The sequence below is a fragment of the Massilia violaceinigra genome, assembly GCF_002752675.1.
Classification (GTDB): domain Bacteria; phylum Pseudomonadota; class Gammaproteobacteria; order Burkholderiales; family Burkholderiaceae_D; genus Telluria_A; species Telluria_A violaceinigra.
In genome coordinates, this window is the sequence record NZ_CP024608.1 from 5,176,033 (window position 1) to 5,201,760 (window position 25,728).

General features: G+C 65.7%; 20 protein-coding genes and 3 tRNA genes. 11 read left to right on the forward strand and 12 right to left on the reverse strand.

Going from position 1 to position 25,728, the window contains the following annotated elements; genetic code table 11:
• The first annotated feature begins 16 nt into the window (after positions 1–16).
• A complete protein-coding gene (locus tag CR152_RS22330) occupies positions 17–1,561 on the forward strand; it encodes a phospholipase D family protein (protein ID WP_099878636.1) in 1,545 nt (514 codons plus the stop codon).
• Here the strand turns inward: CR152_RS22330 and dsbD are convergent, their stop codons facing one another.
• From dsbD to mrtJ, 7 genes are read right to left on the reverse strand one after another with little or no spacing between them, the layout of a single operon-like run.
• On the reverse strand, positions 1,562–3,415 hold the full coding sequence (gene dsbD, locus CR152_RS22335) for a protein-disulfide reductase DsbD (protein WP_167399940.1): 1,854 nt from the start codon (positions 3,413–3,415) through the stop codon (positions 1,562–1,564).
• A gap of 33 nt (positions 3,416–3,448) precedes the next feature.
• A complete protein-coding gene (locus CR152_RS22340; RefSeq protein ID WP_099878637.1) occupies positions 3,449–4,339 on the reverse strand; it encodes an FAD:protein FMN transferase in 891 nt (296 codons plus the stop codon).
• Entirely contained in the window at positions 4,339–5,484 is a 1,146-nt protein-coding gene (locus CR152_RS22345) for a DUF3570 domain-containing protein (protein ID WP_099878639.1), read from the reverse strand. The genes CR152_RS22340 and CR152_RS22345 overlap by 1 nt, the downstream gene beginning before the upstream one ends.
• A gap of 17 nt (positions 5,485–5,501) precedes the next feature.
• Positions 5,502–5,741, reverse strand: a complete 240-nt coding sequence (locus CR152_RS22350; protein ID WP_229413512.1) for a DUF4266 domain-containing protein — start codon at positions 5,739–5,741, stop codon at positions 5,502–5,504.
• Positions 5,738–6,247 (reverse strand): TlpA family protein disulfide reductase, encoded by a 510-nt coding sequence (locus CR152_RS22355; RefSeq protein ID WP_099878641.1) that lies wholly within the window; start codon positions 6,245–6,247, stop codon positions 5,738–5,740. Before CR152_RS22355 ends, CR152_RS22350 begins: the two co-directional genes overlap by 4 nt.
• Before the next feature lie 21 nt (positions 6,248–6,268).
• Complete coding sequence (locus CR152_RS22360) at positions 6,269–8,377, reverse strand: choice-of-anchor D domain-containing protein (RefSeq protein WP_229413513.1); 2,109 nt, start codon at positions 8,375–8,377, stop codon at positions 6,269–6,271.
• Positions 8,378–8,397: 20 nt separating this feature from the next.
• Positions 8,398–8,748, reverse strand: coding sequence for a JDVT-CTERM system glutamic-type intramembrane protease MrtJ (gene mrtJ / locus CR152_RS22365; RefSeq protein WP_229413516.1), 351 nt, complete (start codon positions 8,746–8,748; stop codon positions 8,398–8,400).
• A 209-nt stretch (positions 8,749–8,957) separates the two neighbouring features.
• Here mrtJ and CR152_RS22370 point away from each other — a divergent pair, with 209 nt between their 5' ends.
• Genes CR152_RS22370 through CR152_RS22385 form a run of 4 tightly spaced genes read left to right on the forward strand, consistent with a single transcriptional unit; the run spans position 8,958 to position 12,141 of the window.
• Positions 8,958–9,554, forward strand: a complete 597-nt coding sequence (locus CR152_RS22370) for an RNA polymerase sigma factor (protein WP_099878643.1) — start codon at positions 8,958–8,960, stop codon at positions 9,552–9,554.
• Positions 9,551–10,189 carry an anti-sigma factor gene (locus tag CR152_RS22375; protein WP_099878645.1) on the forward strand — a complete coding sequence of 213 codons (639 nt, stop codon included), beginning with the start codon at positions 9,551–9,553 and terminating at the stop codon, positions 10,187–10,189. The genes CR152_RS22370 and CR152_RS22375 overlap by 4 nt, the downstream gene beginning before the upstream one ends.
• On the forward strand, positions 10,189–11,421 hold the full coding sequence (locus CR152_RS22380) for a S8 family peptidase (RefSeq protein ID WP_208640289.1): 1,233 nt from the start codon (positions 10,189–10,191) through the stop codon (positions 11,419–11,421). The genes CR152_RS22375 and CR152_RS22380 overlap by 1 nt, the downstream gene beginning before the upstream one ends.
• A gap of 27 nt (positions 11,422–11,448) precedes the next feature.
• Entirely contained in the window at positions 11,449–12,141 is a 693-nt protein-coding gene (locus tag CR152_RS22385) for a TorF family putative porin (RefSeq protein ID WP_157778665.1), read from the forward strand.
• A 67-nt stretch (positions 12,142–12,208) separates the two neighbouring features.
• On the opposite strand, the gene CR152_RS22390 is transcribed toward CR152_RS22385, so the two are convergent.
• From CR152_RS22390 to CR152_RS22400, 3 genes are all read right to left on the reverse strand, one after another.
• Positions 12,209–12,285: transfer RNA gene (locus tag CR152_RS22390), tRNA-Arg, on the reverse strand.
• A 141-nt stretch (positions 12,286–12,426) separates the two neighbouring features.
• Positions 12,427–12,503 (reverse strand) — tRNA-Arg (locus CR152_RS22395).
• 140 nt (positions 12,504–12,643) lie between these two features.
• A tRNA-Arg gene (locus tag CR152_RS22400) sits at positions 12,644–12,720 on the reverse strand.
• A 233-nt stretch (positions 12,721–12,953) separates the two neighbouring features.
• On the opposite strand from CR152_RS22400, the gene CR152_RS22405 reads away from it, so the two are divergent.
• Together CR152_RS22405 and CR152_RS22410 are read left to right on the forward strand one after the other, a co-directional pair.
• Positions 12,954–16,865, forward strand: a complete 3,912-nt coding sequence (locus CR152_RS22405) for a two-component regulator propeller domain-containing protein (RefSeq protein WP_229413517.1) — start codon at positions 12,954–12,956, stop codon at positions 16,863–16,865.
• 33 nt (positions 16,866–16,898) lie between these two features.
• A complete protein-coding gene (locus CR152_RS22410; RefSeq protein ID WP_099878652.1) occupies positions 16,899–18,044 on the forward strand; it encodes an alpha-hydroxy acid oxidase in 1,146 nt (381 codons plus the stop codon).
• Positions 18,045–18,069: 25 nt separating this feature from the next.
• Here CR152_RS22410 and CR152_RS22415 read toward each other — a convergent pair whose 3' ends face one another.
• Entirely contained in the window at positions 18,070–19,014 is a 945-nt protein-coding gene (locus tag CR152_RS22415) for a D-2-hydroxyacid dehydrogenase (protein ID WP_099878654.1), read from the reverse strand.
• A 1-nt stretch (position 19,015) separates the two neighbouring features.
• The gene (locus CR152_RS22420; RefSeq protein WP_099878656.1) at positions 19,016–19,933 is read right to left on the reverse strand and encodes a LysR family transcriptional regulator; all 918 of its coding nucleotides are present in this window, start codon (positions 19,931–19,933) and stop codon (positions 19,016–19,018) included.
• 154 nt (positions 19,934–20,087) lie between these two features.
• Here CR152_RS22420 and CR152_RS22425 point away from each other — a divergent pair, with 154 nt between their 5' ends.
• The 4 genes from CR152_RS22425 (at position 20,088) to CR152_RS22440 (ending at position 25,721) form a co-directional block, all read left to right on the forward strand.
• On the forward strand, positions 20,088–20,261 hold the full coding sequence (locus CR152_RS22425) for a hypothetical protein (RefSeq protein WP_157778666.1): 174 nt from the start codon (positions 20,088–20,090) through the stop codon (positions 20,259–20,261).
• Positions 20,258–21,103: an alpha/beta hydrolase gene (locus tag CR152_RS22430; protein WP_099878660.1), complete on the forward strand. Its 846-nt coding sequence runs from the start codon at positions 20,258–20,260 to the stop codon at positions 21,101–21,103. Before CR152_RS22425 ends, CR152_RS22430 begins: the two co-directional genes overlap by 4 nt.
• Positions 21,104–21,270: 167 nt before the next feature.
• Positions 21,271–22,539: an efflux RND transporter periplasmic adaptor subunit gene (locus CR152_RS22435; protein ID WP_099878662.1), complete on the forward strand. Its 1,269-nt coding sequence runs from the start codon at positions 21,271–21,273 to the stop codon at positions 22,537–22,539.
• A gap of 5 nt (positions 22,540–22,544) precedes the next feature.
• On the forward strand, positions 22,545–25,721 hold the full coding sequence (locus tag CR152_RS22440) for an efflux RND transporter permease subunit (RefSeq protein WP_099878664.1): 3,177 nt from the start codon (positions 22,545–22,547) through the stop codon (positions 25,719–25,721).
• The last annotated feature ends 7 nt before the right edge of the window (positions 25,722–25,728 follow it).

Below are 25,728 nucleotides of genomic sequence, written 5' to 3' on the forward strand. Positions count from 1 at the left end.
CAGTCCGGGAGGAAGCATGAAAACATCACCACTGACCTCGATGCTGGCCGCGCTGCTGCTCGCGGCCACGCTGAGCGGCTGCGCCGGCCTGCCCGCGCTCGATGGCCGCACGTCCAGCCACTACATCGCCGCCACCTCCGCCACGCGCCTGGGCACGGCCCTGGCGCCGCTCAACGCAGCCCATCCCGGCATGTCGGGCCTGTACTCGCTGGCCAACGGGCGCGATGCTTTTGCCGCGCGCGCCATGCTGGCCGACGCCGCCGAACGCACCCTCGACATCCAGTACTATATCTGGCGCAACGATACCACCGGCATATTGCTGTTCAAGGCCGTGCGCGTGGCGGCGGCGCGCGGCGTGCGGGTGCGCCTCCTGCTCGACGATAACAACACGCGTGGCCTGGACCCGGTGCTGTCCGCGCTCGACGCCGACCCCAACATCGAAGTGCGCCTGTTCAATCCCTTCGTCACGCGCGCGCACCGCGCGCTCGGCTACCTGTCCGACTTTGCGCGCCTGAACCGGCGCATGCACAACAAATCCTTCACGGCCGATAATGCAGCCACCATTATCGGCGGGCGCAATATCGGCGACGAATACTTTGGCGTGGCCGGCAGCCTGCTGTTCGTCGATCTCGATGTGATGGCGGTCGGCCCGGTGGTGGACGCCGTCTCGCGCGACTTCGACCGTTACTGGAACAGCCGCTCGGCCTATCCGGTCGCTCTGCTGGTGCCGGCGCCCGCGCCCGGCAGCGCGGACATGCTGGCCGCGCAGGCCGGGCAGGGGTCTGCGGGCGCTGATTACGCGGCGGCGGTGCGCGATTCGCCTTTCGTCGCGCAGCTGGTTAACCGCAGCCTGCCGTTCGAGTGGGCCGCTACGACGTTGGTCAGCGACGATCCGGACAAGGTGCTTGGCAAGGAAGCGCCGGAGACCAAGGTTACCTACCAGCTCCAGAAGCTGTTGGGCGACCCGGCCCGGACGGTGGACCTGGTATCGCCGTACTTCGTGCCCGGCAAAACCTGGGCCGCCAATTTCGCGGCGATGGCGGCGCGCGGCATGGACGTGCACATCCTGACCAATTCGCTCGAAGCGACCGACGTGGCGGTGGTCCACGCGGGCTATGCCAAATGGCGCAAGCCCTTGCTGGAAGCGGGAGTGACGCTGTATGAACTGCACCGCGGCGTTGGCGGCGAGCGTGCGCCCGAAGGGGCAAAGGGCGGTAAGCTTGGCAGCTCCGCATCGAGCCTGCACGCGAAGACGTTTTCGGTGGACCGCAAGCGGGTGTTCATCGGGTCCTTCAACTTCGACCCGCGCTCGGCCGACCTCAATACCGAGATGGGGTTTGTGATCGAGAGCCCCGACATGGCCGCCCGCATGGCGAAGTCCCTGCGCGAACGGGCGCCGGCGCGCGCTTACCGGGTGCGCCTGGCGCCCGACGGCGCCCTGTACTGGACCGAGCGCGTGGGGGATACGGAAATCCGCCACGACACCGAGCCCGGTACCGGCTTTTGGAAGCGCGCGGCTGTGGGCATGCTGTCGCTGCTGCCGATCGACTGGCTGCTGTAATCAGCCCGCTGCGCCGTGCGCGGCCTGCAGGCGCTCGGCAAAGCGCTGGGCCGGCACGAAACCGATGATGCGCCCCTTCGGCACTTCCTTGCCGCTGGCATCGAACAGGATGATGCCCGGTGGCCCGAACAGGCTGAATTTTTTCATCAGCGCGCGGTCGTCAGCATTGTTGGCCGTCACATCCACCTGGATCAGGCGCATCTTTTTCATCGAGGCGGCCACCGCGCTGTCGGGGAAGGTCATCCGTTCCATCTCCTTGCAGGCCACGCACCAGTCGGCGTAAAAGTCGAGCAGCACCGGCGTGGTGGTATCGGCCAGCGCGCGTTCCAGTTCGGCGACGGTGCGGATGCGCGTGAACTGCGGGCCCGATTCGGCGTGGGCGAGCGCGGTGCCACCCCCGCCGCGCAAATGCGCCAGCGGCTGCAGCACATCGCGTCCCGAGCTGGCCGCGCCGGCCAGCTCGAACAGGCCGCCGACCAGCATCACCACGCCCAGCGCCTTGCCGGCGTAGGCACCGGCGCCGCTGTGCGGCGGCAGCGCCTGGCCCACATGCAGGAACAGCGCGCACAGGATCGCAAAGCCGCCCCACAGCGCCATCATCACCGGTACCGGGAATACCGGCGACACCATCCAGATCGCGACCGCGATCAGCAGCATGCCGAACACCTTTTTCACGCCATTCATCCAGGCGCCGGCGCGCGGCAGCAGGCTGCCGGCCGAAAGACCGGTCAGCAGCAGCGGCACGCTCATCCCGAGCGCCATCGAAAACAGGGCCCAGCCGCCGATCCAGGCGTTGCCGGTCTGGCTGATGTACAGCAGCGCGCCAGCCAGGGGACCGGCCACGCACGGACCGACGATCAGTGCCGACAGCGCGCCCATGATGAACACGCCCACGAAGCGTCCGCCGCGCACCGCTCCGCCGGTGCTGGAAAGGCGGGTTTGCAGCGCGCTTGGCAGCTGCAATTGGTAGACATCGAACATCGACAGCGCCAGTCCGACCAGCAGCGCGCCGAACGTCAGCAGCACCCATGGCTTTTGCAGCGCCCCGGCCAGGCCTTCGCCCGCCAGCCCGGCGCCCACGCCCAGCGCCGTGTAGACCAGCGCCATGCCGAGACAATAGGCCGAAGCGAGCAGCAGGCCGCGGCTGCGCGAGACCGTTCCTTCGCCGACGATGATCGACGACAGGATCGGCACCATCGGCAGCACGCACGGCGTGAACGACAGCAGCAGGCCAAACAGCAGGAACGCGCTGCCGATGCGCCACAGGCTGCCGCTTTGCAGGGTGCGCTGCGCGAGCGTGGTGTCGTCCTCAGGCGCGGCGGCGCTGGCCGCGGTGTTGGCCGGTGCGCTGGCCGCAGGCGGCGCAACCGCCGCCGGAGGTGGTGCCTCCGCCTGCGGTGCCAGCACGCCAGGTTTGGCCGGATCGACCAGATAGGTTTTGCTGACCGGCGCGTAGCACAGGCCCGCATCGGCGCAGCCCTGGTAGGCGACGTTGAAGGTGAACGGCTTGCCCGGCATGGGGGCCAGCGCGACATCAAGCTGGCCTTGGTAGGTTTCCATCTCCTTGTTGAAGTTCTCGTCGAACTTGCGGATGCCCGCCGGCAGCGCCGGTGCGGGAATCGGCGCGTCGCCGGCCGCGCTGGTGAATGCCAGCCGCTCGCGGTACAGGTGATAGCCCGGCGCGATGGTCCAGCGCAGGGCGACGGCGCCGCCGTCACGCACCTCGGTACGCAGCACGAAGGCTTGTTCGGGGTCGAGGAAGTCGTCGGCCGCGGCGGCCTTGCCCGCCCAGCCGGCAAAGGCGAGCATGGCCAGCAGCGACAGCAGCCATCTCAGGAAGGGTGCGGATTTCATGGTGTTTCTCCAGTAGTTAAATCGGTGGTGGTCTTACACATCCTTGCGGAAGCACTGGCCTTGCAGGTCGATGGCGAGGTAGGCCATGCCCGAGTTGTCGAGGAAGGCCAGGCCATCCTCCTGCATCAGCATGGCGATGGTGGAGCAGCTGCCGGCGGCAATCGCCAGGGGCCCGAGCACGCTGACCGAGCGCCAGTGCGACACCGGCATGCCGCTGCGCGGGTCGAGCACATGGCAATAACGCTTGCCGGCGATGTCGATGAATCGTTCGTAGTCGCCGCTGGTGGCGAGCGCGCCGCTGGCGATCGGGATCGCGCCGGCCAGGCGTTCGGTGTCGCGCGGGTCCTGCACGCCGATCTCCCAGGAGGCGCCGTCGGGGCGCGGGCCGATGATGCGCAGGTCGCCCCCCAGGTTGACGTAACCGTGGCGCACGCCGCTGGCCGCCAGCAGCGCCGCCGCGCGGTCGGCCGCGTATTCCTTGCCGAAGCCGCCGAAGTCGATTTCCATGCCCGCCTTGGACAGGCGGATGGCGCCATGCTCGCGCTCGACGTGCTGCCAGCCGACCAGCGGCAGCAGCGCGTCGAGCGCCGCCTGCGCCGGCAGCACGGGACGGCGGAAGTCCCAGGCACGCCGCAGCACGCCCGAGGTGATGTCGAACAGGCCGCCACTGCTGGCGTGCAGCACGCGGGCGTAGTCCAGCAGCGCGTTGGTCTCGTCGTCGCAGACCACCGGATCGCGCCCGGCCGCATGATTGATGCGGTTCACAATGCCACCGGTGCGGTAGCGCGAATAGGTGGACTCGATGCGCAGCACCTCGTCGATGGCCGCCTGCGCCAGGCGAGCGCCATCGACGCCCGGCGCGATGGCCAGGCGCAGCTCGCAGCGGCTGGCCATGGCCTCGAACGGGAACGCTTGCACGTCCATTACCACTGCCGCGTGAGGCCCAGCTGGATGCTGTGGGCGCGCAGCGGCTCCAGTCCCGGGCTGCCTTTGTCGAACAGGCGCCAGCTGCCGCGCTGCTGGTAGGCTTCCAGCTTGACGTCGACGATCCAGTCGCGGCTGAGCTGCTTGGCGACCTTGATCCCCAGCGTCACGGCGCCGAAGCCCGACAGGCGCTGGTCCGCCGACGACAGGCCGTCAGGGTTGCTGGCATAACCGGGCCGGAACGGCTCGCCCAGCACGCCGTCGTACACCGGATCGAAGTAGAAGCGCGCCGCGCGCTGCGAGTACAGGCGCGCCGACGGCGTGATGATCCAGCCCTGGCCGGCCGGCTGCACGTATTCGCCGCCGAAGGTGTGGGCGCGGATGCCGTAGGTGTCGGTGTAATAGCGGTAGGACAGGCGGCTGGTCCCGCCGGTGGCGGCGTAATGATGGTTCCAGCGCCCCATCAGGGTGCTCTGGTTGCGCTGGCGCGGACGGTTGTCGAACGCCTTGTACGGGTCCGAAAAATAGCCGTGGCCGCGGTTGTGGGTCACGGTCAGCTGCGCCAGGTCGTTCGGTCCCAGTACCTGGGTCACGCCGGCGAGGAAGTTGACGGTCTGGCGCGATTCGTCGCGCACGATGAAGTTCACCGGGTTGATCGCATCGTCCGAGCCGCCCACGCCGAGCGACCAGGTGGTGTTCTTGTCTTCGCTCGACATGGTGCCGGTCACGGACAGGGCGCGCGAGTCGTAGTCATGCTCGGTCGAATAGGCCGCGCCCACGGTCAGGCTGCCGCGCTGGAAGTAGCGCGTGACAGAGGCGTCGCCGGCCTTGCGGTCGTCGCTCATGCGCGAGGCGCCCGATACGGCCGTGTGGTAGCGCGGCGACGCGCCCGAGACATCGTCGGCCGTCAGCGAAGCGGCCACCGACCAGACGCCGGCCACCGGCGCGATCAGCGACACCGATGGCGCGCGCACGCGGATGCGGTCGATGCTGGACTGGCTTTCTTCGTAACTGAGCAGCTTGACGCTGATGGAGGCGTGCTCCGGTGGCGTTTCGGCATGCACCAGGCCTGGCAGCATCAGCGCCGCCGCCAGGATGGCGTGGCCGAGGGCCGCGGGTTGTGCGGGGAGGAGTTGGGTGGTCATGTGCTTGTTCATTCCTCTCAGTTGCAACCGCAGCCGCCGCCGCCGACACCGCTGCCGCCGGACGCCGCCTCGCGGCTCGCATAAATATGTTCGTTGAAGCGCGTTTCGAGTCCGTCGCCTTCCATCAGCATTTCCGGCTTGGCCAGCGTGCCTTTTTCCCAGGCTTGCACCGGGGTGATGGCCGAGCAGCCGGTGGCGCCGGCCGCCAGCGCCGCCAGGGCGCCGGCGCGCAGCAGGGTCATGATTGTCATCTTCATTTTTTCGCTCCCAGTGCAGCCTTGATTTTGGTTTCCAGCTCTTCGCGGTCGGCCGCCTTGAAGCCGCTATGCTCGAACAGCACCTTGCCGTCCGCGCCAATGAGGACGCTGCTCGGCATGCCCTTGATGCCGTAGCTGCGCGGGGTGGCGCCGGCCGGATCGAAGCCGATCGCAAACTTGGCCGGTGTGCCCGCCAGGAAGGCGCGCGCGTCTTCCACCTTGGCGTCGACGTTGACGCCGACAATCTGCAGGCCCTGCGCGCCGTATTTGGCCTGCATGTCGTTCATCCACGGGAACGACTGGCGGCACGGGCCGCACCACGATGCCCAGAAGTCGACATACACCACCTTGCCGGCGTATTTATCGAGTTTGACCGCGCCATCGGGCCCCGCGAGGTCGAACGCCGGAGCGGGTTTGCCCGCTTCCAGCGCGCTTGCCGGCACCGCCAGCAGCGCCAGGACGAGGGACGCGGCCAGTGCGCGGGTATTACGTTTGAAGTTGTTCATGCCGGTTCCTAAAGTGATCGGTCAGGACTGCGCCGGCTTGCGCCGGCGCCAGAAGAGGACGGCGGCCGCCATCAGTGCCAGCAGGGCCAGCATCGGATCGCTGCCGCCGCGTACGGACGAACAGCCGCCGCCGCCCTGGTTTTGTGGCTGCGGCGCGTTGGCCGGCGTGGCCGCGGCCTGTCCGGCCAGTGCGATGGTCCAGCTGCCGCCGCCATCTGCCTGCAGCACGACGCTGCCGTTGCTGGCGCCCGCCGTGGCCGGGGTGTAGCCGATCACCAAGTCGCACGACGCTCCCGGTTGCAACGCAAACGGCAGGGCCGGGCAGCCGCTGGCGTCAGTCACGCGCGCGAATGGCCCGCTGAAGTTCGCCGCCGACAGGTTGATGGCCGCGGTGCCGGCATTACTGAGCGTGAAGCGTTTCGATCCCGTACTGGCGCCGAAGTCGAACGATTGCGGAGCCAGCGTGAGCGCCGGCGCCGCGGCGATGGCGGTGCCGGTGCCGGTGAGCGGCAGCGAAAACTGCGTGCCGCCGTCGGTGACCAGCAGCAGGTTGGCGCTGCGCGCGCCCGGTGCGCCCGGCTTGAAGCTGGTGTCGATGGTGCAGCTGCCGGCGGGGCTGAGCGTGCCGTTGACGGCACACGAGCCGCCGAGGACGAAGTCGCCGCTATTGGCGCCATCGATCACCAGCGTCGCGATCTTGAGCGCCGCGGTGCCGGGATTGCGCAGCACCGTCGTGTGCGGCGCTGCGCTTTTACCGACCTGGATCTCGCCGAAGCCGATGGGACCGGCGTCCGACAGGGTTGGCTTGGCGACAGCGGCGGTGGTGCCGGCGCCGCTGACGGCCACCTGCACCGAACCGCCATTGAAGCTGGCCACCAGCGTGGCCGCCACCGCGCCTTCAGCCGTCGCCGCGAACACCAGCGGCACGCTGCACGTGGCGCCCGGCGCCAGCGCAGTGCCGCAGTGAGTGCCCGGCGCCACGCTGATGGCGGAGGACCCATTGACGGCGATCGAAGAGAATGTGAGTGCCACGTTGCCGGTATTGGTCAGCGTGACGTTCTGCGTTGCACCGGCCGCGCCGATGGTCTGGCTGCCGAAAGCGAGCACGCTCGGCGTGGCGCTTGCCGCCGCCGCCGCGCTGGCGCCGCTGCCGGCCAGGCCGATGGTGACGTTGCCGTTGGCGGCATTCGACACCAGGTTCAGATTGCCCGAGAACGCGCCGTTGGCGGTGGGCTGCGCCCGTACCGTCAGCGCGCAGCTGGCGCCGTTCGCAAGCGGTTTGTTCACCGCGCAGTCGCCGCCCAGCGTGAAGGTGGCGCCATTGGCGCCCGCCAGCGTGATGGCGCTCAGGGTCAGCGCGGTCTGGCCGCTGTTACTGACCGTGATGCTTTGGGGCGCGGACGCCACGTTGGTGGCCAGCGCGCCGAAATTGACGCTGGTGGCCGACACGCCGATGGTGGCCTGGGGCGATGCGCTGCCGGTGCCGCTCAGCGCGACGCTGCTGGTGCCGCCGGTGCCGTTGTGGGCCACCGCCAGAGTGGCGCTGCGCACGCCGGCAGTACCCGGCTTGAAGCTGACCAGCACCGTGCAATCGGCGCCCGCGGCGACCGCGCCGCCGGGGGCGCAGGTGCCGCCGGCCACGCTGAAATCGGCGGCGGCGGCGCCGGTCACGCCGATGGTGTCGATATTGAGCGCCCCGGAACCGGTGTTGGCCAGGGTGGCGCTCAGGGAGCTGCTGGTCTGGCCAAGAACGGTGCCGCTGAAGGTGAGACTGGACGGATTCAGGCTCGCCACCGGCGCTGCGATCACGTCCGGGTTGCCGATAAAGGCCGCCAGGTCGGCCAGGTCGACGGCGCTCAATTTGCCGGCGTAGATATTGCCCATGCCGCCCTTGTTGGCGGCAATCGCGGCGCTGATGGCGGCCGGATTATCGGCTGCGCTCAGGATCTTGCTGACGTTCGCTGCCGGCGAGGCGCTGTGGCAGCGGGCGCAGGCCGCGCCGCCGCTCGGCGGACCGTTCAGGTACAGGCTTTTGCCGTGCACGGCATCAGCCGCGTGGGCCTGGCCCATGGCCATCAGTGCGCACAGTCCGGCCCCGAGGCCGGATTGGTTCAGTCGAAATCCCGTCATTGCTACTCCTGGTTGATATATTAATAGGTGCTGAAACTGCAAAAACTCAGTGCGAAACCGTTACACAGCGCGTGGACCAGCGCGCACAGCCGCCAGTCGCGCCAGCGACGGTAGACCAGTCCGAATGCAAGACCCGGCAATAGCACCGCGACCATCGCCTGCCAGCCCGAGGCCACATGCAGCAGGCTGAATGCGAGCGCCGGCACGCCCAGGACCAGCGCCGCATGCAGGCGCCGGCGCATCAGCCATTCCTGCAGGCCGGCGCGCATAATCCATTCTTCCAGCAGCGGCGCGAGCAGCAGCAGGCGAAACAGGCTGGCCGCCGAGTGATCGAGCAATTGGGGGCCGCACAAAGCGGGGAGGGCGAGCAAAATGCGGATCCTTGGTCGGTCTTGGGTGGTCTTGTTGCTCGGTCAATACGAGCTCGTGCATAAAAGGTTCAATGCTTTTGCAAAATATTTTGTAAAAATAGCCACGTGTAGAATCGCTCCCAAGGCTCGAACACCATATTTTTTTCTCGGCAGCATGAACCTTTTCGCTGCGAGCAAGTATTCACCGCATAATTGGAGAAAATCGCAGGATGCTTAAACAATGGAGAGCGCGGGTTGCGGGGACGCCGGCCGCGCCGGCCGGCAGCAGCGAAACGGCGTTGATTGCCCTGATCGCGGGCGGGGACCGGGACGCCTTTCAGGCCCTCTACCGGATCTACTTCGGACGGCTGGCGCGCTTTCTGGACCGGATGGTGCGCAACGGCGCGCTGATCGAGGAGATCGTCAACGACACCATGCTGGTGGTGTGGCAGAAGGCGCATACCTTCGACCATAGCTGCAAGGTGTCGACCTGGGTGTTCGCCATCGCCTACCGGCAGGGATTGAAGGCGGTGAACATGCGCGACGAGCCGGTCGAATCGAATTTTGAGCTCGAAGCGGGCGACGTGCGCCAGGAGCCGGAGCACGCCATGGCGCAGCAGCAGTTGCAGCAGGGGGTGGGCGAGGCGCTCAAGGCGCTCTCGCTCGAACAGCGGGTGGTGGTCACCCTCACTTATTACCACGACATGGGCTATCAGGAAATCGCCGAGACGATGGGTTGCCCGGTCAATACCGTGAAAACGCGGATGTTTCATGCGCGGCAGCGCCTCAGGGTGCTGCTGTCCGCACATCAGGAAGAACTCTTATGAACCTGAACCAAGAACCGACCAGCGCATCGCACCAGGCGATGCGCGATTTGCTGCCGTGGTTCGTCAACGGCACCCTGGACGACGCCGAGGCGGAGAGCGTGCGCGCGCACCTGCCGCACTGCGCCCAGTGCGCGGGCGAAGTGGAATGGCAGCGCCAGTTGCATGCGGTGGCGCCGGGCGAGCCGGCCGGCCTCGATCCGGAACGGGCGCTGGCGCGGCTGATGCCGCGTCTGGGCCCACAGGAGCGCGCCGCACCTGCCGCTGCCAACGGCTTGCGCGCCTGGCTGGGCGGCGGCTGGATGCCATGGGCGCTGGCGGGCCAGGGCGCGCTGATTGCGTTGATGGCTTTCCAGGTGATCGCGCCCGGCGCCAAGGGCGACGGCTACCAGGCACTGAGTAACGGCGAAAAGGCGCCGGCCGGCGCCATGGTGGTCATGTTCCGGCCCGACGCCAGCCTGCGCGACGTGCAGCGCATCCTGCATGCCAGCGGTGCGCGCGTGGTCGACGGGCCGACCGTCACCGGCGCCTTCGTGCTCGGCGCGCCGCAAGAACGCCAGGCCGGCGCGCTGGCGGCGCTCAGGGCCGACCCTGCGGTGCAGCTGGCCGAAGCGCTCACGCCGCGGAGCGCACCGTGATGCGTTATCTGCTGGCGGCGCTGCTGCTGATGATGACGGTGGCCTGCCGCGCCGGCGGGCAGGACGCGCCGGCGGCGCCGGCCGCGGAACAGGGCGAAACGCGCCAGATCCTCGTGATGCTGCATTTGCCGGCACCGCACTTCCGGCCCGACGTCTCCTATGGCGCCAACTATCGCGACGACGCCGGCCGCCTGGCGCGGCGCCGCATCGCCGAAGCGCTGGCGCGCGAACATGGCCTGACCATCCTCGAAGGCTGGCCGATGCCGGCCCTGAACGTGGATTGCTACCGCATGGCCGAACCGGCCGGCGCCGAGCCGGGCAAGATCGTCGAAGCGCTCTCGCGCGACGCCCGGGTCGACTGGGCGCAAGCGATCAACACCTTTTCGGCGCAGGCGAACGACCCGCTGTATCCGGTGCAGCCGGCCGCGCTGCAATGGCAACTGGGCGAAGTGCGCAAGGCCGCCACCGGGCGCAAGGTGCTGGTGGCGGTGATCGACAGCGGCGTCGAGGCCGATCACCCGGATCTGGCCGGGCAGCTCGCCTTCCAGGAAAACTTCGTCGACGGCCAGCCCTATGCCGCCGAAACGCATGGCACCGGCGTGGCGGCGGTGATCGCGGCGCTGGCCGGCAATGGGGTCGGGATCGAAGGCGTGGCACCGGACGCGCGCCTGATGGCGTTGCGCGCTTGCTGGCAGATCGCCAGCGGCGCCACCCGCTGCAACAGCTTCACCCTGGCCAAGGCGCTCAACTTCGCGCTGATGCACGGCGCGCAGGTGATCAACCTGAGTTTGTCGGGGCCGGCGGACCGGTTGCTGCGCGAGCTGATCGACGTGGCCTGCGCGCGCGGCGTGCGGGTGGTGGGAGCGGTGGACGCGGCCAGTGCCGACGGCGGCTTTCCGGCGTCGCACCCCGGCGTGTTCGCGGTGGCGGCCGACAGCAGCCGGCAGCTCAGCGCACAGGTGCTGATGGCGCCCGGGCGCGATATCCCGACGGCGGCGCCGGGTGCGCGCTGGGGCATGGTCTCGGGGTCCTCCTATTCAGCGGCGCATATCTCTGGCATGATGGCCGTGCTGAGCGAGCTGCGTCCCGGGCTCACCTTGCCGCAGGTCCGCTCGAGCATCGTGCTGCAACCGGGCGGCATCAACTTTTGCGCCACCGTCACCCGCCTCACAGGAAAATGTACATGCGTTTGCGTCGAGGTCACGCCGCCAAAAATCGTCCGCCTGCCCTGAACCACGCCGCTGTGCGCGGGGGTGTCGTTGCGTAGATGGCGTCTGGCGCTCGCGCTTGCGTGCTGCGTGGCTGGCGCCGACGCGTGCGCCCAGGCCAGCGGCAGCATGTCGGTCGTCTCCGATTATTATTACCGCGGCGTCGGCTACAGCAAGGGCGACCCGGTCCCCCAGTTCAATCTCTCGTTCGACACGCGCAGCGGCTGGTATGCGGGCATGTTCGCATCCATGCTCAAGATGAGCGGCACGTCGCGCGGGCTGTACGCGATCGGCTACGCCGGCTATGCGCGGCGGATGGCGGCCGGCGGCTCGTGGGAAGCCGGCGGGACTAACCACACCTTCTCCACCATGTCGGCCCTGAACTACCGCGAAGTGTACGTGGGGCTGGGCAGCGACCGCCTAAGCGGCCGCGTGTCGTATTCGCCCGGCTACATGGGCACGGCGATGCGCACTGTGTACAGCGAAGTCAATGGCGGCCTGGCCTTGAGCGACGATGTGGGCCTGTTCGCGCGCGTCGGCTATTTGCGCGCGGTGTCGGCGGTGCCGCGCTACACCTCCGGCACGCGGCTCGATGGGCGCATCGGCATCGGCGTGAGCATCGAGGCGTGGAAACTGCAGGCGGCGTGGGATGCGCTGCATGCGGAGCAGGGCACCTACGCCAGAACGGGCGGCAGCATCCGCTCGCGCAATGGGCTGGTGCTCACCGTCACCCGCTCCTTCTAGAGCGGCGCTTCATAAAAGAAAAAGGGCCCGGGGATTTCTCCCCGGACCCTTCGTCCTTACGAATTTCTGGTGCGGCTGGCAGGAATTGAACCCACGACCCCTTGGTTCGTAGCCAAGTACTCTATCCAGCTGAGCTACAGCCGCAGAAGCAAAGATTATAGCAGCGCATTTTTAGTTTGCCAAATCTTCCTGCGTAGATAGCGGTAAACAGCCGAATAAAGAAATAGCGTCACAAAGAAAAAGGGCCTGTAAATTTCTTTACAGGCCCTTCATCGTGACGAATGTTGGTGCGGCTGGCAGGAATTGAACCCACGACCCCTTGGTTCGTAGCCAAGTACTCTATCCAGCTGAGCTACAGCCGCGTAAGCAAATATTATAGCAGCGCATTTTTGATTTGCCAAATCTTCCTGACTATGTTGCGGGCAATAGCCGAATAAAAAAAGGCTCCACAAAGAGAAAGGGCCTGCAAATTTCTTTGCAGGCCCTTCATCGTGACGAATTTTGGTGCGGCTGGCAGGAATTGAACCCACGACCCCTTGGTTCGTAGCCAAGTACTCTATCCAACTGAGCTACAGCCGCATAAGCAAAGATTATAGCAGCTTCACCTTGCTTTCGGAACCCTCGATTTACTGGTTCGTTCTCCCGGTGCTTCCACTACTCTTCAGAACGCTTGTATTTCCGAAGAAGGCGCTATTGTAGGGGCGCCTGCCTTGTTTGTCCAGAGGGGAAACATAAAGAGGACAACAGCAAGTAATTGTCGTACCCGGCCGGGCATCTGTTAGATTACTCCTATTGCTGCGTGGAATGCACGAATGAAGCTTCGATTCACCACCCGCCCGAACGCGATGCTGCCCCGGCTGGCCCTGGCCTGGCTGCTGGGGGTCGCGTGCATTGGCGCAGCGCTGGCGTCGCCGGTGCGCAGCCTGCGCTTCGAGCATATCGGCCTGGAACAGGGTCTGTCGCAGGAATCGGTGCAAAGCATCGTGCAGGACCGCCAGGGCTTCATGTGGTTCGGCACCCAGGCGGGCCTGAACCGCTATGACGGCTACCGCATGACCGTCTTCAAGAACGACCCGGCCGATGCGGGCAGCATCGCCGACAACTACGTTTCCGTGTCCTACGAAGATGACCAGGGCCGCCTCTGGTTCGGTACCAAGGGTGGCCTGATCCGCTACCAGCGCAGCACGCAGAAATTCGTCCGCTACGCCAGCGCCGGCAGTGCGTCGGGCGGTTTGAACAACCGTGCGGTGTCGGCCATCGTCAACGACGGGCGCGGCGGCCTGTGGCTGGCCACCGGCGAAGGGCTCAAGCACTTCGACCCGGCCACCGGCCGCTTTGCCACCACGCGCCACGATCCGGCCGACGCGGCCAGCCTGAGCGACGACCGGGTCAACTCCCTGGCGCGCGATACCGACGGCAGCCTGTGGGTCGGCACCGCGCGTGGCCTGGACCGGCTCGCGCCGGGCGCGCGGCGGTTCGAGCGCTTCGCTCTCGCCGCGCCGCAGGAGGCCGCGCGCAACCATGTGCTGTCGCTCTCGCTCGGACCGAACCGCACCTTATGGATCGGCACCGGCGCCGGCCTGCACGCCTGGCAGCTGGGCGGGGCCGCGCCGGCACGGCGCCAGATCGGCAAGGAAGACGGCGTCGGCGCGGTACGCGTGGTATCGCTGTATCACGATCCCAAGGGCGGCCTGTGGGTGGGCACCGAACTCGATGGCCTGCTGTGGCGCGATACCGCCAGCGACAGGTTTGTCAGCTACCGCCACCAGCCGCTGGACCGCCATTCGCTGTCGGATAACCGGATCGCCGCCAGCTTCCTCGACCGCAGCGGCACTTTGTGGGTCGGCAGCTGGTTCGGTGGCGTCAACCGGGTCGATATCGCCAGCGGCGGCTTTAACCGGCTTGCGCATATCGCGGACGATCCCGCCAGCCTCAGTTCGAACAAGATCCGCACCATAGCGGCCGACGGCAAGGACACGCTGTGGCTGGGCACAACCGGCGGCGGCGTCAACCGGGTGGACGTGGCCAGCGCGAAGGTCACGCGGCTGCTTCCCGGCCAGCTGGTGACCGCGCTGGCGGCGGCGCCCGATCGCGTGTGGGTAGGCACGCCCACCGGCTTGTCGTGGATGGACAAGCAAAGCGGGCGCTCCACGCCGCTGCCGCTAGGCAGCGACGCCACCACGTCGTACATCCAGCGCCTGATGATCGACCGCGCCGGCATGCTGTGGGTGCTCACGCGCGGCGGCGTGCTGCGCTACGATCCAGCCACCGGCAACCGGAGCGGCTGGCGGCACGATCCGGACAACCCGCACAGCCTGGGCGATAACCATGGCTTCGCGATGCTGGAAGACCGCCAGGGCTTCATCTGGATCGGCACCGACAACGGCCTGGAACGGCTCGACCCGGCCACCAGCCGCTTTCTTCATTACCGCTACGATCCGGCCGATCCGGCCAGCCTGCGCCACAGCCGCATCTATTATCTGTTCGAGTCGCGCAAGGGCCAGCTCTGGGTCGGCACGGCGGGCGGCCTGCACCGGGTCGAAACCGGTGCGGACGGGCAGGTGCGCTTTCGCTTCTTTGCGCTCAATGGCGCGGCCGCTTCCGATCCGATCGGCGCCATCCTGGAAGACGACGCGGGCATGCTGTGGGTCAGCAGCACCGCCGGCCTGGCGCGCCTCGACCCATCCAACGGGCAGGTCAAGCGCTACACTTCCAAGGACGGCCTGACCGATGGCTCGTACTTTGTCGGCTCGGCCGCGCGCCTGGGCGACGGCAGCCTGCACTTCGGCGGGATTAACGGCCTGACCTCGTTCCGGCCCGAGGCGATCGGCGAAAACCCGTACCCGCCGGCGGTGGTGATCACCGACTTCCTGATCTTTAACCGCCCCCTGCGCGCGGGCCAGAAGCTCGATGGCATCACATTCGACGGCCCGATCGAAGATGCGAAATCGATCACGCTGTCGCACCGCGACACGGTGCTGTCGCTGGAATTCGCGGCCCTGCATTTTGCCGATCCCCAGCGCAACCGCTACCTTTACCAGCTCGAAGGCTTCGACCAGGGCTGGGTCAGCACCGACGCCGGCAAACGCTTCGCCACCTATACCAATCTCGATCCGGGCAATTACGTGTTCCGCGTCCGGGCCAGCAACAAGGACGGCGTATGGAGCGAGGCGCCCACCGCGCTGGCGATCACCATCACGCCGCCGGCCTGGAAAACGTGGTGGTTCCGCATGATGCTGGCGCTGCTGGGGCTAGGCCTGGGTTATGCGCTGATGCGTGTGCGGGTGCGCGCGCTGGTGCAGCAAAAATTCCTTCTCGAACGCCAGGTCGGTACCCGCACCGCCGAATTGCAGCTGCAGAAGGACTCGGTCGAACGCCAGAAGGTGGAAGTCGAACACGCGCACCGCAACATCGCGCTCCTGAGCGAGATCGGGCGCAAGCTGACCGCCAAACTCGATAGCGAATCGATCATGCTGATGCTGTATGCGCACGTCAATGAGCTGATGGATGCGAGCGTGTTCGGCATCGGCCTGTATCGTCCCGAGCGCGCCAGCATCGATTATCCGTTTGCGATCGAGGGCGGCAAGCGCTATGCGCCGTATTCGCGCAGCATGGACAATCCGAACCAGCTTGCGGTGTGGTGCATCGTGAACGAGAGCGATGTCTTCATCAATGACCTGGAAAAGGAGTACGGCAACTACATCACCGACCTGTCGCTCACGTCCAGCGAAGACAATCTGGGCACGCTCGAAGACGGCTCGCTGCCGACGCCACCGCGCTCGCTGCTGTACGTGCCGATCGCGGTCAACGGCCGCATGCTGGGCGTGGTGTCGGTGCACAGCTACGTCGAGAATGCCTACGAGCGCATTCACCTCGACATGCTGCGCACGCTCGCCTCGTATGTCGGCGTGGCCTTCGATAACGCCGACGCCTATCGCCAGCTGCAGGATGCGCAAACGCAGCTGGTATCGCAGGAAAAGCTGGCGGCGCTCGGTTCGCTGGTGGCCGGCGTGGCGCATGAACTTAACACCCCGATCGGCAACAGCCTGCTGATGGCCAGCACGCTGCAAGAGAAGACCACCGAGATCGCGCAGAAGTTCGACGGCGCCAGCATCCGCCGCTCCGAACTGAAGGTATTCATCGATGCGTCGCAGGAGGCGTCGGAGCTGATCATGCGCAGCCTGTTCAACGCGGCCGACCTGCTCAACAGCTTCAAGCAGGTGGCGGTGGACCAGGCCAGCGCGAAGCGGCGCCGCTTTCATCTGGAGCAGGCGACGCACGAAATCGTCGCCACCATGATGAATCAGGTGCGCAAGGCCGGCCACACGCTGGAGCTGGAGGTGGAGCCGGACATCGAGATGGAGAGCTATCCGGGACCGTTCGGGCAGGTGATGATCAACCTGATTAATAACGCGATGCTGCATGCGTTCGAGGGCCGCAGCGGCGGGGCGATGACGGTGACGGCCACGCGCCAGGGCACGGAGCGGGTGCTGGTGACCTTCCATGACGACGGCGTGGGCATCCCGGCCGAACACCAGGCGCGCATCTTCGATCCGTTTTTTACGACCAAGATGGGGCAGGGCGGCTCGGGACTGGGTTTGAATATCACCTACAACATCGTCACGTCGCTGCTGGAGGGGAGCATCCGTGTCGAGAGCAGCGCGGAGCGCGGCACGACCTTCTTCATCGACCTGCCGCTGCGCGTGGCGCCACTGGCGGCATAGAATACGACTAGCGCGACAACAACAAGGAGATGCATGACCATCATCACGACGATTGAAGATTTACGGGTACTGGCGCGCAAGCGCGTGCCGCGCATGTTTTACGACTATGCCGACGCCGGTTCGTGGACCGAATCGACCTACCGCGCCAACAGCGACGATTTTGCGAAGATCAAATTCCGCCAGCGGGTGGCGGTCAACCTGGTCGACCGCACCACGCGCACCACGATGGTGGGGCAGGAGGTGGCGATGCCGGTGGCGCTGGCACCGACCGGCCTGACCGGCATGCAGCATGCGGACGGCGAAATCCTGGCCGCGCGCGCCGCCGAACGGTTCGGCGTGCCGTTCACCCTGTCGACCATGAGCATCTGCTCGATCGAGGATGTGGCTGCTCATACCACCAAGCCGTTCTGGTTCCAGCTGTACGTGATGAAGGACCGCGAATTCATCAACCGCCTGATCGACCGCGCCAAGGCGGCGCGCTGTTCGGCGCTGGTGCTCACGCTCGATTTGCAGGTGCTGGGCCAGCGCCACAAGGATATCCGCAACGGCATGACGGCGCCGCCGAAAATGACGCTGGCGAACATCGTGAACCTGATGACCAAGCCGCGCTGGTGCATGGGCATCCTGCGCACGCCGCGGCGCGGCTTCGGCAACATCGTCGGCCATGCGAGCGACGTGTCGGACATGTCGTCGCTGTCGGCGTGGACCTCGCAGCAATTCGATCCGGCCCTGTCCTGGGCCGATGTGGAATGGATCAAGCAGCGCTGGGGCGGAAAGCTGATCATCAAGGGCATCATGGATGCCGAAGATGCGCGCCTGGCGGCTAATTCCGGGGCCGATGCGCTGATCGTGTCGAACCACGGCGGACGCCAGCTCGATGGCGCGCAGTCGAGCATCGGCGCGCTGCCGGCCATCGTGGAGGCGGTGGGCAAGCGCATCGAAGTGCACATGGATGGCGGCGTGCGCTCGGGGCAGGATGTGATCCGCGCGCTGGCCCTTGGCGCCAAGGGCGTGTATATCGGCCGGCCGTTTCTGTACGGCCTGGGAGCGATGGGCGAGCAGGGCGTGACCAAGTGCCTGGAGATCATCCGTAACGAACTCGATCTGACGATGGCGTTTTGCGGCCTGCGCGATGTGAATGACGTCGACAAGCGGATTCTGTTGCCGGGGACGTTTTAAGCCCCTGCCGCTTCCGCATCGCGTATCAGACCACGTTAAGCGGTTTGCCGGCCTCGAACGCCTCCACATTATCGATCAGCATATCGGCCAGGGTCTGCATCGCTCCAGAGCTGGCCCAGGCCACGTGCGGCGTAAGTATGAAGTTCGGCAACCGCAATGCCAGCAGCGGATTGTCCGGCGATGGCGGCTCCGTGCTCAATACATCGAAGCCGGCCCCGCCCAACACGCCATCGTTCAAGGCCCGGGCCAGCGCCGTTTCGTCCACCAGGCCGCCGCGCGCCGTATTGATCAACAAGGCGCCAGGCTTCATGCGCGCCAGCTGCTCCGCGCCGATCATGTTAGTCGTCTGCGCGGTCAGCGGCAGGTGCAGACTGACCACGTCGCTGATGCGCAGCAGTTCATCGAGCGTGACCACCTCGACCTCACGGTCGTCCACCTTCGAGCGCGACACCACGCAGACGCGCATGCCGAAGGCGCGCCCGATGGCCGCCACCTTCTTGCCGAGCGCTCCGTATCCGACGATGCCGAGCCGGCTGCCCGCCAGGTCGGCAATCGGATGACCGAGCAGGCAAAACTGGCTCGACCTTTGCCAGTGTCCCGCGTCCACGTCGGCGCCGTAGGCCTTCAGATTGCGGCGCAGGGCGAGAATGAGGCTGAAACAGTGCTCCGGCACCGACACCAGCGAATAATCGCGGATATTCGACACCACGATGCCGCGTTCGCGGCAGGCGTCGAGATCGACGTTGTTGGTGCCGGTGGCGGAAATGGCGACCATTTTCAGGTCCGGCAGCTGCGCGATGTCGGCTGCCCGTAGCGGAACCTTGTTGGTGATGGCGATCGTGGCACCACGCAGTCGCTCCACCACATCGCCGGCTTCGGTGGCGGCGTGCTCGCGCCACACATGCCCGAACGCGGGGGAGCGCACATACGCCTTGAGACTGTCGCGGTCCAGAAAAACGATCGTATGCATGTCAGAGCCTTTGCAGTTGGAGTTGTGGATAGGTGAGGAACAGGTCGGCGACCCATTCCACGAACACGCGCACCTTGGCCGACAGGTGGCGGTTCTGAGGGTACACCACGTTGATCGGCAACGGAGTGCTGGTCCAGTCGGCGAGAACGATTTCCAGCGTGCCGGCGGCGACCATCGATTCGGCCATGAAGCTCGACATCTGCACCAGCCCCAGCCCCTGCATGCCCGCTCTCATATAGGCGGTCGAATCGTTGACAGCGAGGCAGGCCGGGGCCGCGATGTTGATCACTTCATCGCCACGCGCGAAATCCCAGTCGTAGGTCTTGCCGGTCTTGGTGGAAAAGTAGTTGATGCAGCGATGGCTGGCCAGGTCGTTCGGATGCGTGGGACGCCCGTGCTGGTTCAGGTAAGCGGGCGTGGCGCAGGTGACGAAATGCAGAACGCCCACGCGGCGCGCGATCAGCGCCGAATCGGGCAGGTTGCCGCCGCGGATGGCGCAATCGACGCCTTCTTCGATCAGGTCGACCGGACGGTCGCTGCATCCGAGGTCTACGCGGATGTCCGGGTAGCGATGGAAAAAGTCGGACAGCGCGGGAATCAGGAGGTCGTTGGCGATACCGCTCGATACATCCACCCGCAGCCGCCCGCTCGGATTGGCGCGGTTGCGCGAGAGCGATTCCTCGGCTTCGCGCACGTCCGACAGGATGCGCAGGCAGCGCTCGTAATAGGCGGCGCCGTCGGCGGTCACGCTCACATGTCGCGTTGTGCGGTGCAGCAATTTGACTTCGAGCGCCAGTTCCAGCGCCTGCACCAGGGTCGAGACAGTGGCCTTGGGCAGCTGCATGTTCTCCGCTGCGCGCGTAAATCCTCCGGCGTCGACCACCTGCACGAACACCTCCATTGCTTGCAATTTATTCATATTCCTCCGTATTGTTCAGAATACTGAACAATCAATTCGCTCTTGCCCTCTTTATCAGATTGTAGAACAAGTTTAAAGTGACCGTACTGCATCAAAGGATGCAGGGACAACTGGAAGGAAAGGGGAACTTTTTATGCGTTATCAAAAAGCAATCATGATGGTCGCGACACTCGCGATGGCGATGCTGACGCTGACCGGTACCGCCCTGACCGACCAGTTTCCGCAGGCGGCGAGCGCCGAGAGCGTCGGTTTTGACGCACTCGCACATGACCTGTTCGGCGGCGCGCTGATGGCCAGCGCCGATGAAGAAGCGGGAGTGGCGGAATGAATCCCGTGGACGCGCCTGTGCAGCTGAAAATCCGCGACCTGGAGGTTGCGGGGGCCGAAGGCCCGCTGGCTGCGCGTCTGTATGCGGGCGGCGACGCCGGCGCCAAGAAGGATGGCCTGATCGTGTTCTTCCACAGCGGCGGCTTTGTCGGCGGCGACCTCGATGACGCCGACGAATTCCTGCGCCACCTGGCCAGCTGCTCGACCCAGCACCTGGTGCTGGCATCGTGCTACACCCTGGCGACCGAGCGGCCGTTTCCCGCCGCCGCCGAAGATGCGCACGCGGTGCTGGCCTGGGCCAAGAAGCACAAGGCCAAGCTGGGATGGACCGGCAAACGCCTGGTGGTGTCGGGGATCGAGGCAGGCGCCAATCTGGCCGCCGTGTGCACGCTGATTGCGCGCGACCGGGGCGGCCCGGCACTGGCCGGCCAGATCCTGATCATGCCGATGCTCGACCCGGGCCTGTCGACCTGCTCGATGCGCGAGATTCCGCAGGACGCCAGTCAGGCCGGCGTGGCCGACAGCTGCGCCGCGAGCTACCGCGGCTACCTGCCCAATGCCGCCGACCGAACGCACCCGTATGCGTCGCCGCTGCAATCGAGCCGGCTCAAGAACCTGCCGCCGGCGCTGATCCTGTCGGCCGAAGACGATCCATTACGCGACGAGGCTGAACAATACGGCGCCAAGCTGACCACTTGCGGCGTCACCACCACGGTCAAGCGGATGGCGCCAGCGCCGCTGCAAGACCCGGCCGCGCGCAACGAATGTGCCTGCAGGACCGTTGCGCTGCATGAAATCGGTAATTTTTTACACGGCCTGGACGTCCCGCCCAGCCCATCCTGACATAACGCGTCACCAGTAACACCATCACCAGTTAACACCGTGCAGCTGCGCTGAGAGAACCTCGCCGCAGCGTACGGACCCTTTTCGCCTTTTCGCAAGTCCGCAGGTCGCTGTAGCTTAGCTTACCGCCTGATTCATTAAATATTTTCATATAAAAGAGGAAAAAAATGAAAACCACTAATCGATTAATGACCTTCGCCCGGCCGCTGGCCGCCGCGATGGCACTGGCGGGGCTGGCTGCGCTGGCGGGTTGTGAAGATGCGAACAGCAAGGCCCAGCCGGCCGCGCCCGCTGGTCCGCCAATCACCGCCGCCACCGTGATCGAACGCTCGGTCAACGAGACCCAGGAATTTTCGGGCCGCCTGGAAGCGGTCGACCGGGTCGACATCCGTGCGCGCGTCAATGGCTTCATCACGTCGGTGAACTTCAAGCCGGGTAGCGTCGTCAAGAAGGGCGACATCCTGTTCGTGATCGACCCGCGTCCGTACCAGGCCGAAGCGAATCGTGCCGAAGCGGCCGTCAGCTCGGCCCGCGCGCGCGCCGACCTGGCCAAGCTGGAACTGGCCCGTGCCGAGCGCCTGCTGGGCGACAAGGCGATCGCGCAACGCGAGTTCGACGAAAAGGCGTCGGGCCTGAAGGAACTGGACGCCAACGTGCGCGCGGCCCAGGCTTCGCTCGAAGCGGCGCGCCTGAACCTGAGCTACACCAATGTGCACGCGCCGATCGGCGGACGCGTCTCGAAAGCCGAAGTCACCACCGGTAACCTGGTCGATGGCACGGTGATCCTGACCTCGGTCGTGTCGAGCAATCCGATCTACGCCACCTTCGACGGCGACGAAGATACCTACCTGCGCGTCGGCCGCGTGGCCCAGAAGGGCGCGACGGTGCCGGTCAAGATCGGCCTGGCCAACGAAAGCGGCTTCCCGCACGAAGGCAAGCTCGAATTCGTCGACAACCGCCTCGATTCGGCCACCGGCAGCGTGCGCATGCGCGCCATGTTCGACAACACCGACAACACGCTCGTTCCCGGCCTGTTCGCCCGCGTTCAGCTGAGCGGCAGCGACAGCACGCAAGCGAAGACGGTCCTGATCAGCGACCGCGCCATCGGCACGGACCAGAACCGCAAATTCGTCTACGTGATCGGCGCCGACAGCAAGGCCGAATACCGCGCCGTGACGCTCGGCCCGTCCATCGACGGCCTGCGCGTGGTGCGCAGCGGCGTCAAGCCGGGCGAAAAGATCGTCGTCAACGGCCTGCAGCGCGTGCAGCCGGGCGCGCCGGTGACGGCCCAGATCGTGGCGATGGACCAGGACAGCAAGACGCCGCAAGCGAAGACTGACGATACCAAGACAGCGGAACCGAAGGCCGCCGACGCCAAGGCCGAGGTCAAGCCCGAGCTCAAGGTCGCCGACGCATCGGCTAAAACCAAGGAATAATTCACATGAACTTTTCACGATTCTTTATCGACCGGCCGATTTTCGCGGCCGTCCTGTCGATCATCATATTCGTGGCCGGCCTGCTGTCGATCTTCGCACTGCCGATCTCCGAATACCCTGACGTGGTGCCGCCATCGGTGGTGGTGCGTGCGCAGTATCCTGGCGCGAACCCGAAAGTGATTGCCGAAACCGTCGCCGCGCCGTTGGAAGAGCAGATCAACGGCGTCGAAAACATGCTGTATATGTCGTCGCAGAACACCTCGGACGGCTCGCTGATGCTGACCGTGACGTTCAAGGTCGGCACCGACGTCGAACAGGCCGAGTCGCAGGTGCAGAACCGCATCCAGCGCGCCTTGCCGCGCCTGCCCGAGGAAGTGCGCCAGATCGGCGTGACCGCCGTCAAAAGCTCGCCCAACCTGACCATGGTGGTTCACCTGGTTTCGCCAACGGGCCGCTACGACGACGTCTACCTGCGTAACTACGCGGTGCTGAACGTGAAGGACCAGCTGGCCCGTATCCCGGGCATGGGCGACACCCAGCTGTTCGGCGCCGGCGACTACGCCATGCGCATCTGGCTCGATCCGCAGAAGGTGGCGGCGCGCGGCATGACCGCGTCCGACGTGGTGGCCGCGGTGCGCGAGCAGAACGTGCAGGTCGCCGCCGGCGTGATCGGCGCCTCGCCGTCGAAAGGCGCCGAGTTCCAGCTGACCGTCAACACCCAGGGCCGTTTGACCTCGGTCGAGGAATTCGGCGACATCATCGTGCGCACCGGTTCCGACGGCGCCATTACCCACTTGAAGGATGTGGCACGGCTCGAGCTGGGATCGAATTCCTACTCCCTGCGCGCTCTGCTGAACAACAAGTCGGCCGCCGCCATCGGTATTTTCGAAGCGCCAGGCGCCAATGCGCTGCAACTGTCGTCCGACGTCCGCGCCAAAATGGCGGAACTGAAGAAAGACTTCCCCGAAGGCGTCGACTTCAGCGTGGAATACGATCCGACCCAGTTCGTGCGCGCATCGATCAAATCGGTGATCCACACCCTGCTCGAAGCGGTGGCGCTGGTGGTGCTGGTCGTGATCATCTTCCTGCAGACCTGGCGCGCATCGATCATTCCGCTGCTGGCCGTGCCGGTATCGATCATCGGCACCTTTGCGGTGATGCTCGGCTTCGGCTTTTCGATCAACACGCTGTCGCTGTTCGGGCTTGTGCTGGCTATCGGTATCGTTGTCGATGACGCCATCGTCGTGGTGGAGAACGTGGAACGCAATATCGCAGCCGGCTTGACGCCACGCGATGCGACGGTGCAGGCCATGAAAGAGGTGAGCGGTCCGATCATCGCCATCGCCCTGGTATTGTGCGCCGTGTTCGTGCCGATTGCGTTCGTGGCCGGCCTGTCGGGCCAGTTCTATCGCCAGTTCGCGCTGACGATCGCCATTTCGACCGTGATTTCGGCATTCAGCTCGCTGACCCTGTCGCCGGCGCTTGCCGCCGCCTTGCTCAAGCCGCACCATGCGCCGAAAGATCGACTGACGCGCGTGATGGACAAGCTGTTCGGCCGTTTCTTCGCCTGGTTCAACCGCTTCTTCGGCCGCGCATCGACCAAGTATGAAGGTGGCGTGAATATCGTCCTGAAACGCAAGGGCATCTCGCTGATGGTGTACGCCGTGCTGGCCGTGGCCGCCGTGTTCATGTTCAAGGCGGTGCCGAGCGGCTTCGTGCCGGCCCAGGACAAGCAGTACCTGGTCGGTTTCGCCCAGCTGCCCGATGCTGCCTCGCTGGACCGTACCGATGCCGTGATTCGCCAGATGTCCGACATCGTGGCCAAGGTTCCCGGCGTGGAATCGTCGATCGCCTTCCCCGGCCTGTCGATCAACGACTTTACCAATGCGCCTAACGCGGGCATCGTGTTCGTCACGCTCAAGTCGTTCGAGCAGCGCACCGGCAAGGGGCTGTCTGGTCCCGAGATCGCGGCGGAGGTCAACAAACGCCTGGGCGCCATCCAGGACGCCTTCATCATGGTGTTCCCGCCACCGCCGGTCAACGGCCTTGGCACGGTGGGTGGCTTCAAGATGATGATCGAGGACCGCGGCAACGTGGGCTACGACGAGTTGTACAAGGCGACGCAGGCGGTGCAGATGAAAGCCTGGCAGGACCCGCAGCTCGCTGGCGTGTTCTCCAGCTTCCAGATCAACGTGCCGCAGCTGTTCGCGGACGTCGACAAGGTCAAGGCCAAGCAGCTTGGCGTGCCGCTGACGACGATCTACCAGACCTTGCAGATTAATCTGGGCTCGCTGTACGTGAACGACTTTAACCAGTTTGGCCGTACCTACCAGGTGCGTGTGCAGGCCGATGCGCCGTTCCGTTCGCACGCCGACCAGATTGCCCAGCTCAAGGTCCGTAACGACAAGGGCGAGATGATTCCGCTGTCGTCGCTGATGCGCATCAAGGATACCTATGGCCCTGACCGCGTGCAGCGCTACAACGCCTACGTGTCGGCCGACATGAACGGCGGCCCGGCTCCCGGCGTCTCGTCCGGCCAGGCGCAGGCTGCCCTCGAGAAGATCGTTGCCGAAGTGCTGCCGAAAGGCGTGTCGTATGAATGGACCGAACTGACGTACCAGGAGATTTTGTCGGGTAACACGATGGTGCTGGTATTCCCGCTGTGCGTACTGCTGGTGTTCCTGGTGCTCGCTGCCCAGTACGAAAGCTGGACCCTGCCGCTGGCCGTGATCCTGATCGTGCCGATGTCGATCCTGTGCGCACTCGTTGGCGTCAAGCTGACCGGTGGCGACAACAATATCTTTACCCAGATCGCGCTGTTCGTGCTGGTCGGGCTGGCGTCGAAGAATGCGATTCTGATCGTCGAATTCGCCCGCGAACTCGAAGACCATGGCCGCACCATCGTCGAAGCCGCGCTGGAATCGTGCCGCCTGCGTTTGCGTCCGATCCTGATGACGTCGATCGCGTTCATCATGGGCGTGGTACCGCTGGTATTTTCGAGCGGCGCCGGCGCCGAGATGCGCCATGCGATGGGCGTGGCGGTCTTCGGCGGCATGCTGGGCGTGACCTTCTTCGGCCTGTTCCTCACGCCGGTGTTCTACGTGCTGCTGCGTACCTTCGCCAAGAAGATGGAAAAGAAATCAAGCGTGGCAGTGCCTGCGCATCTGGAAGGAGCAGTGTAATGACTGA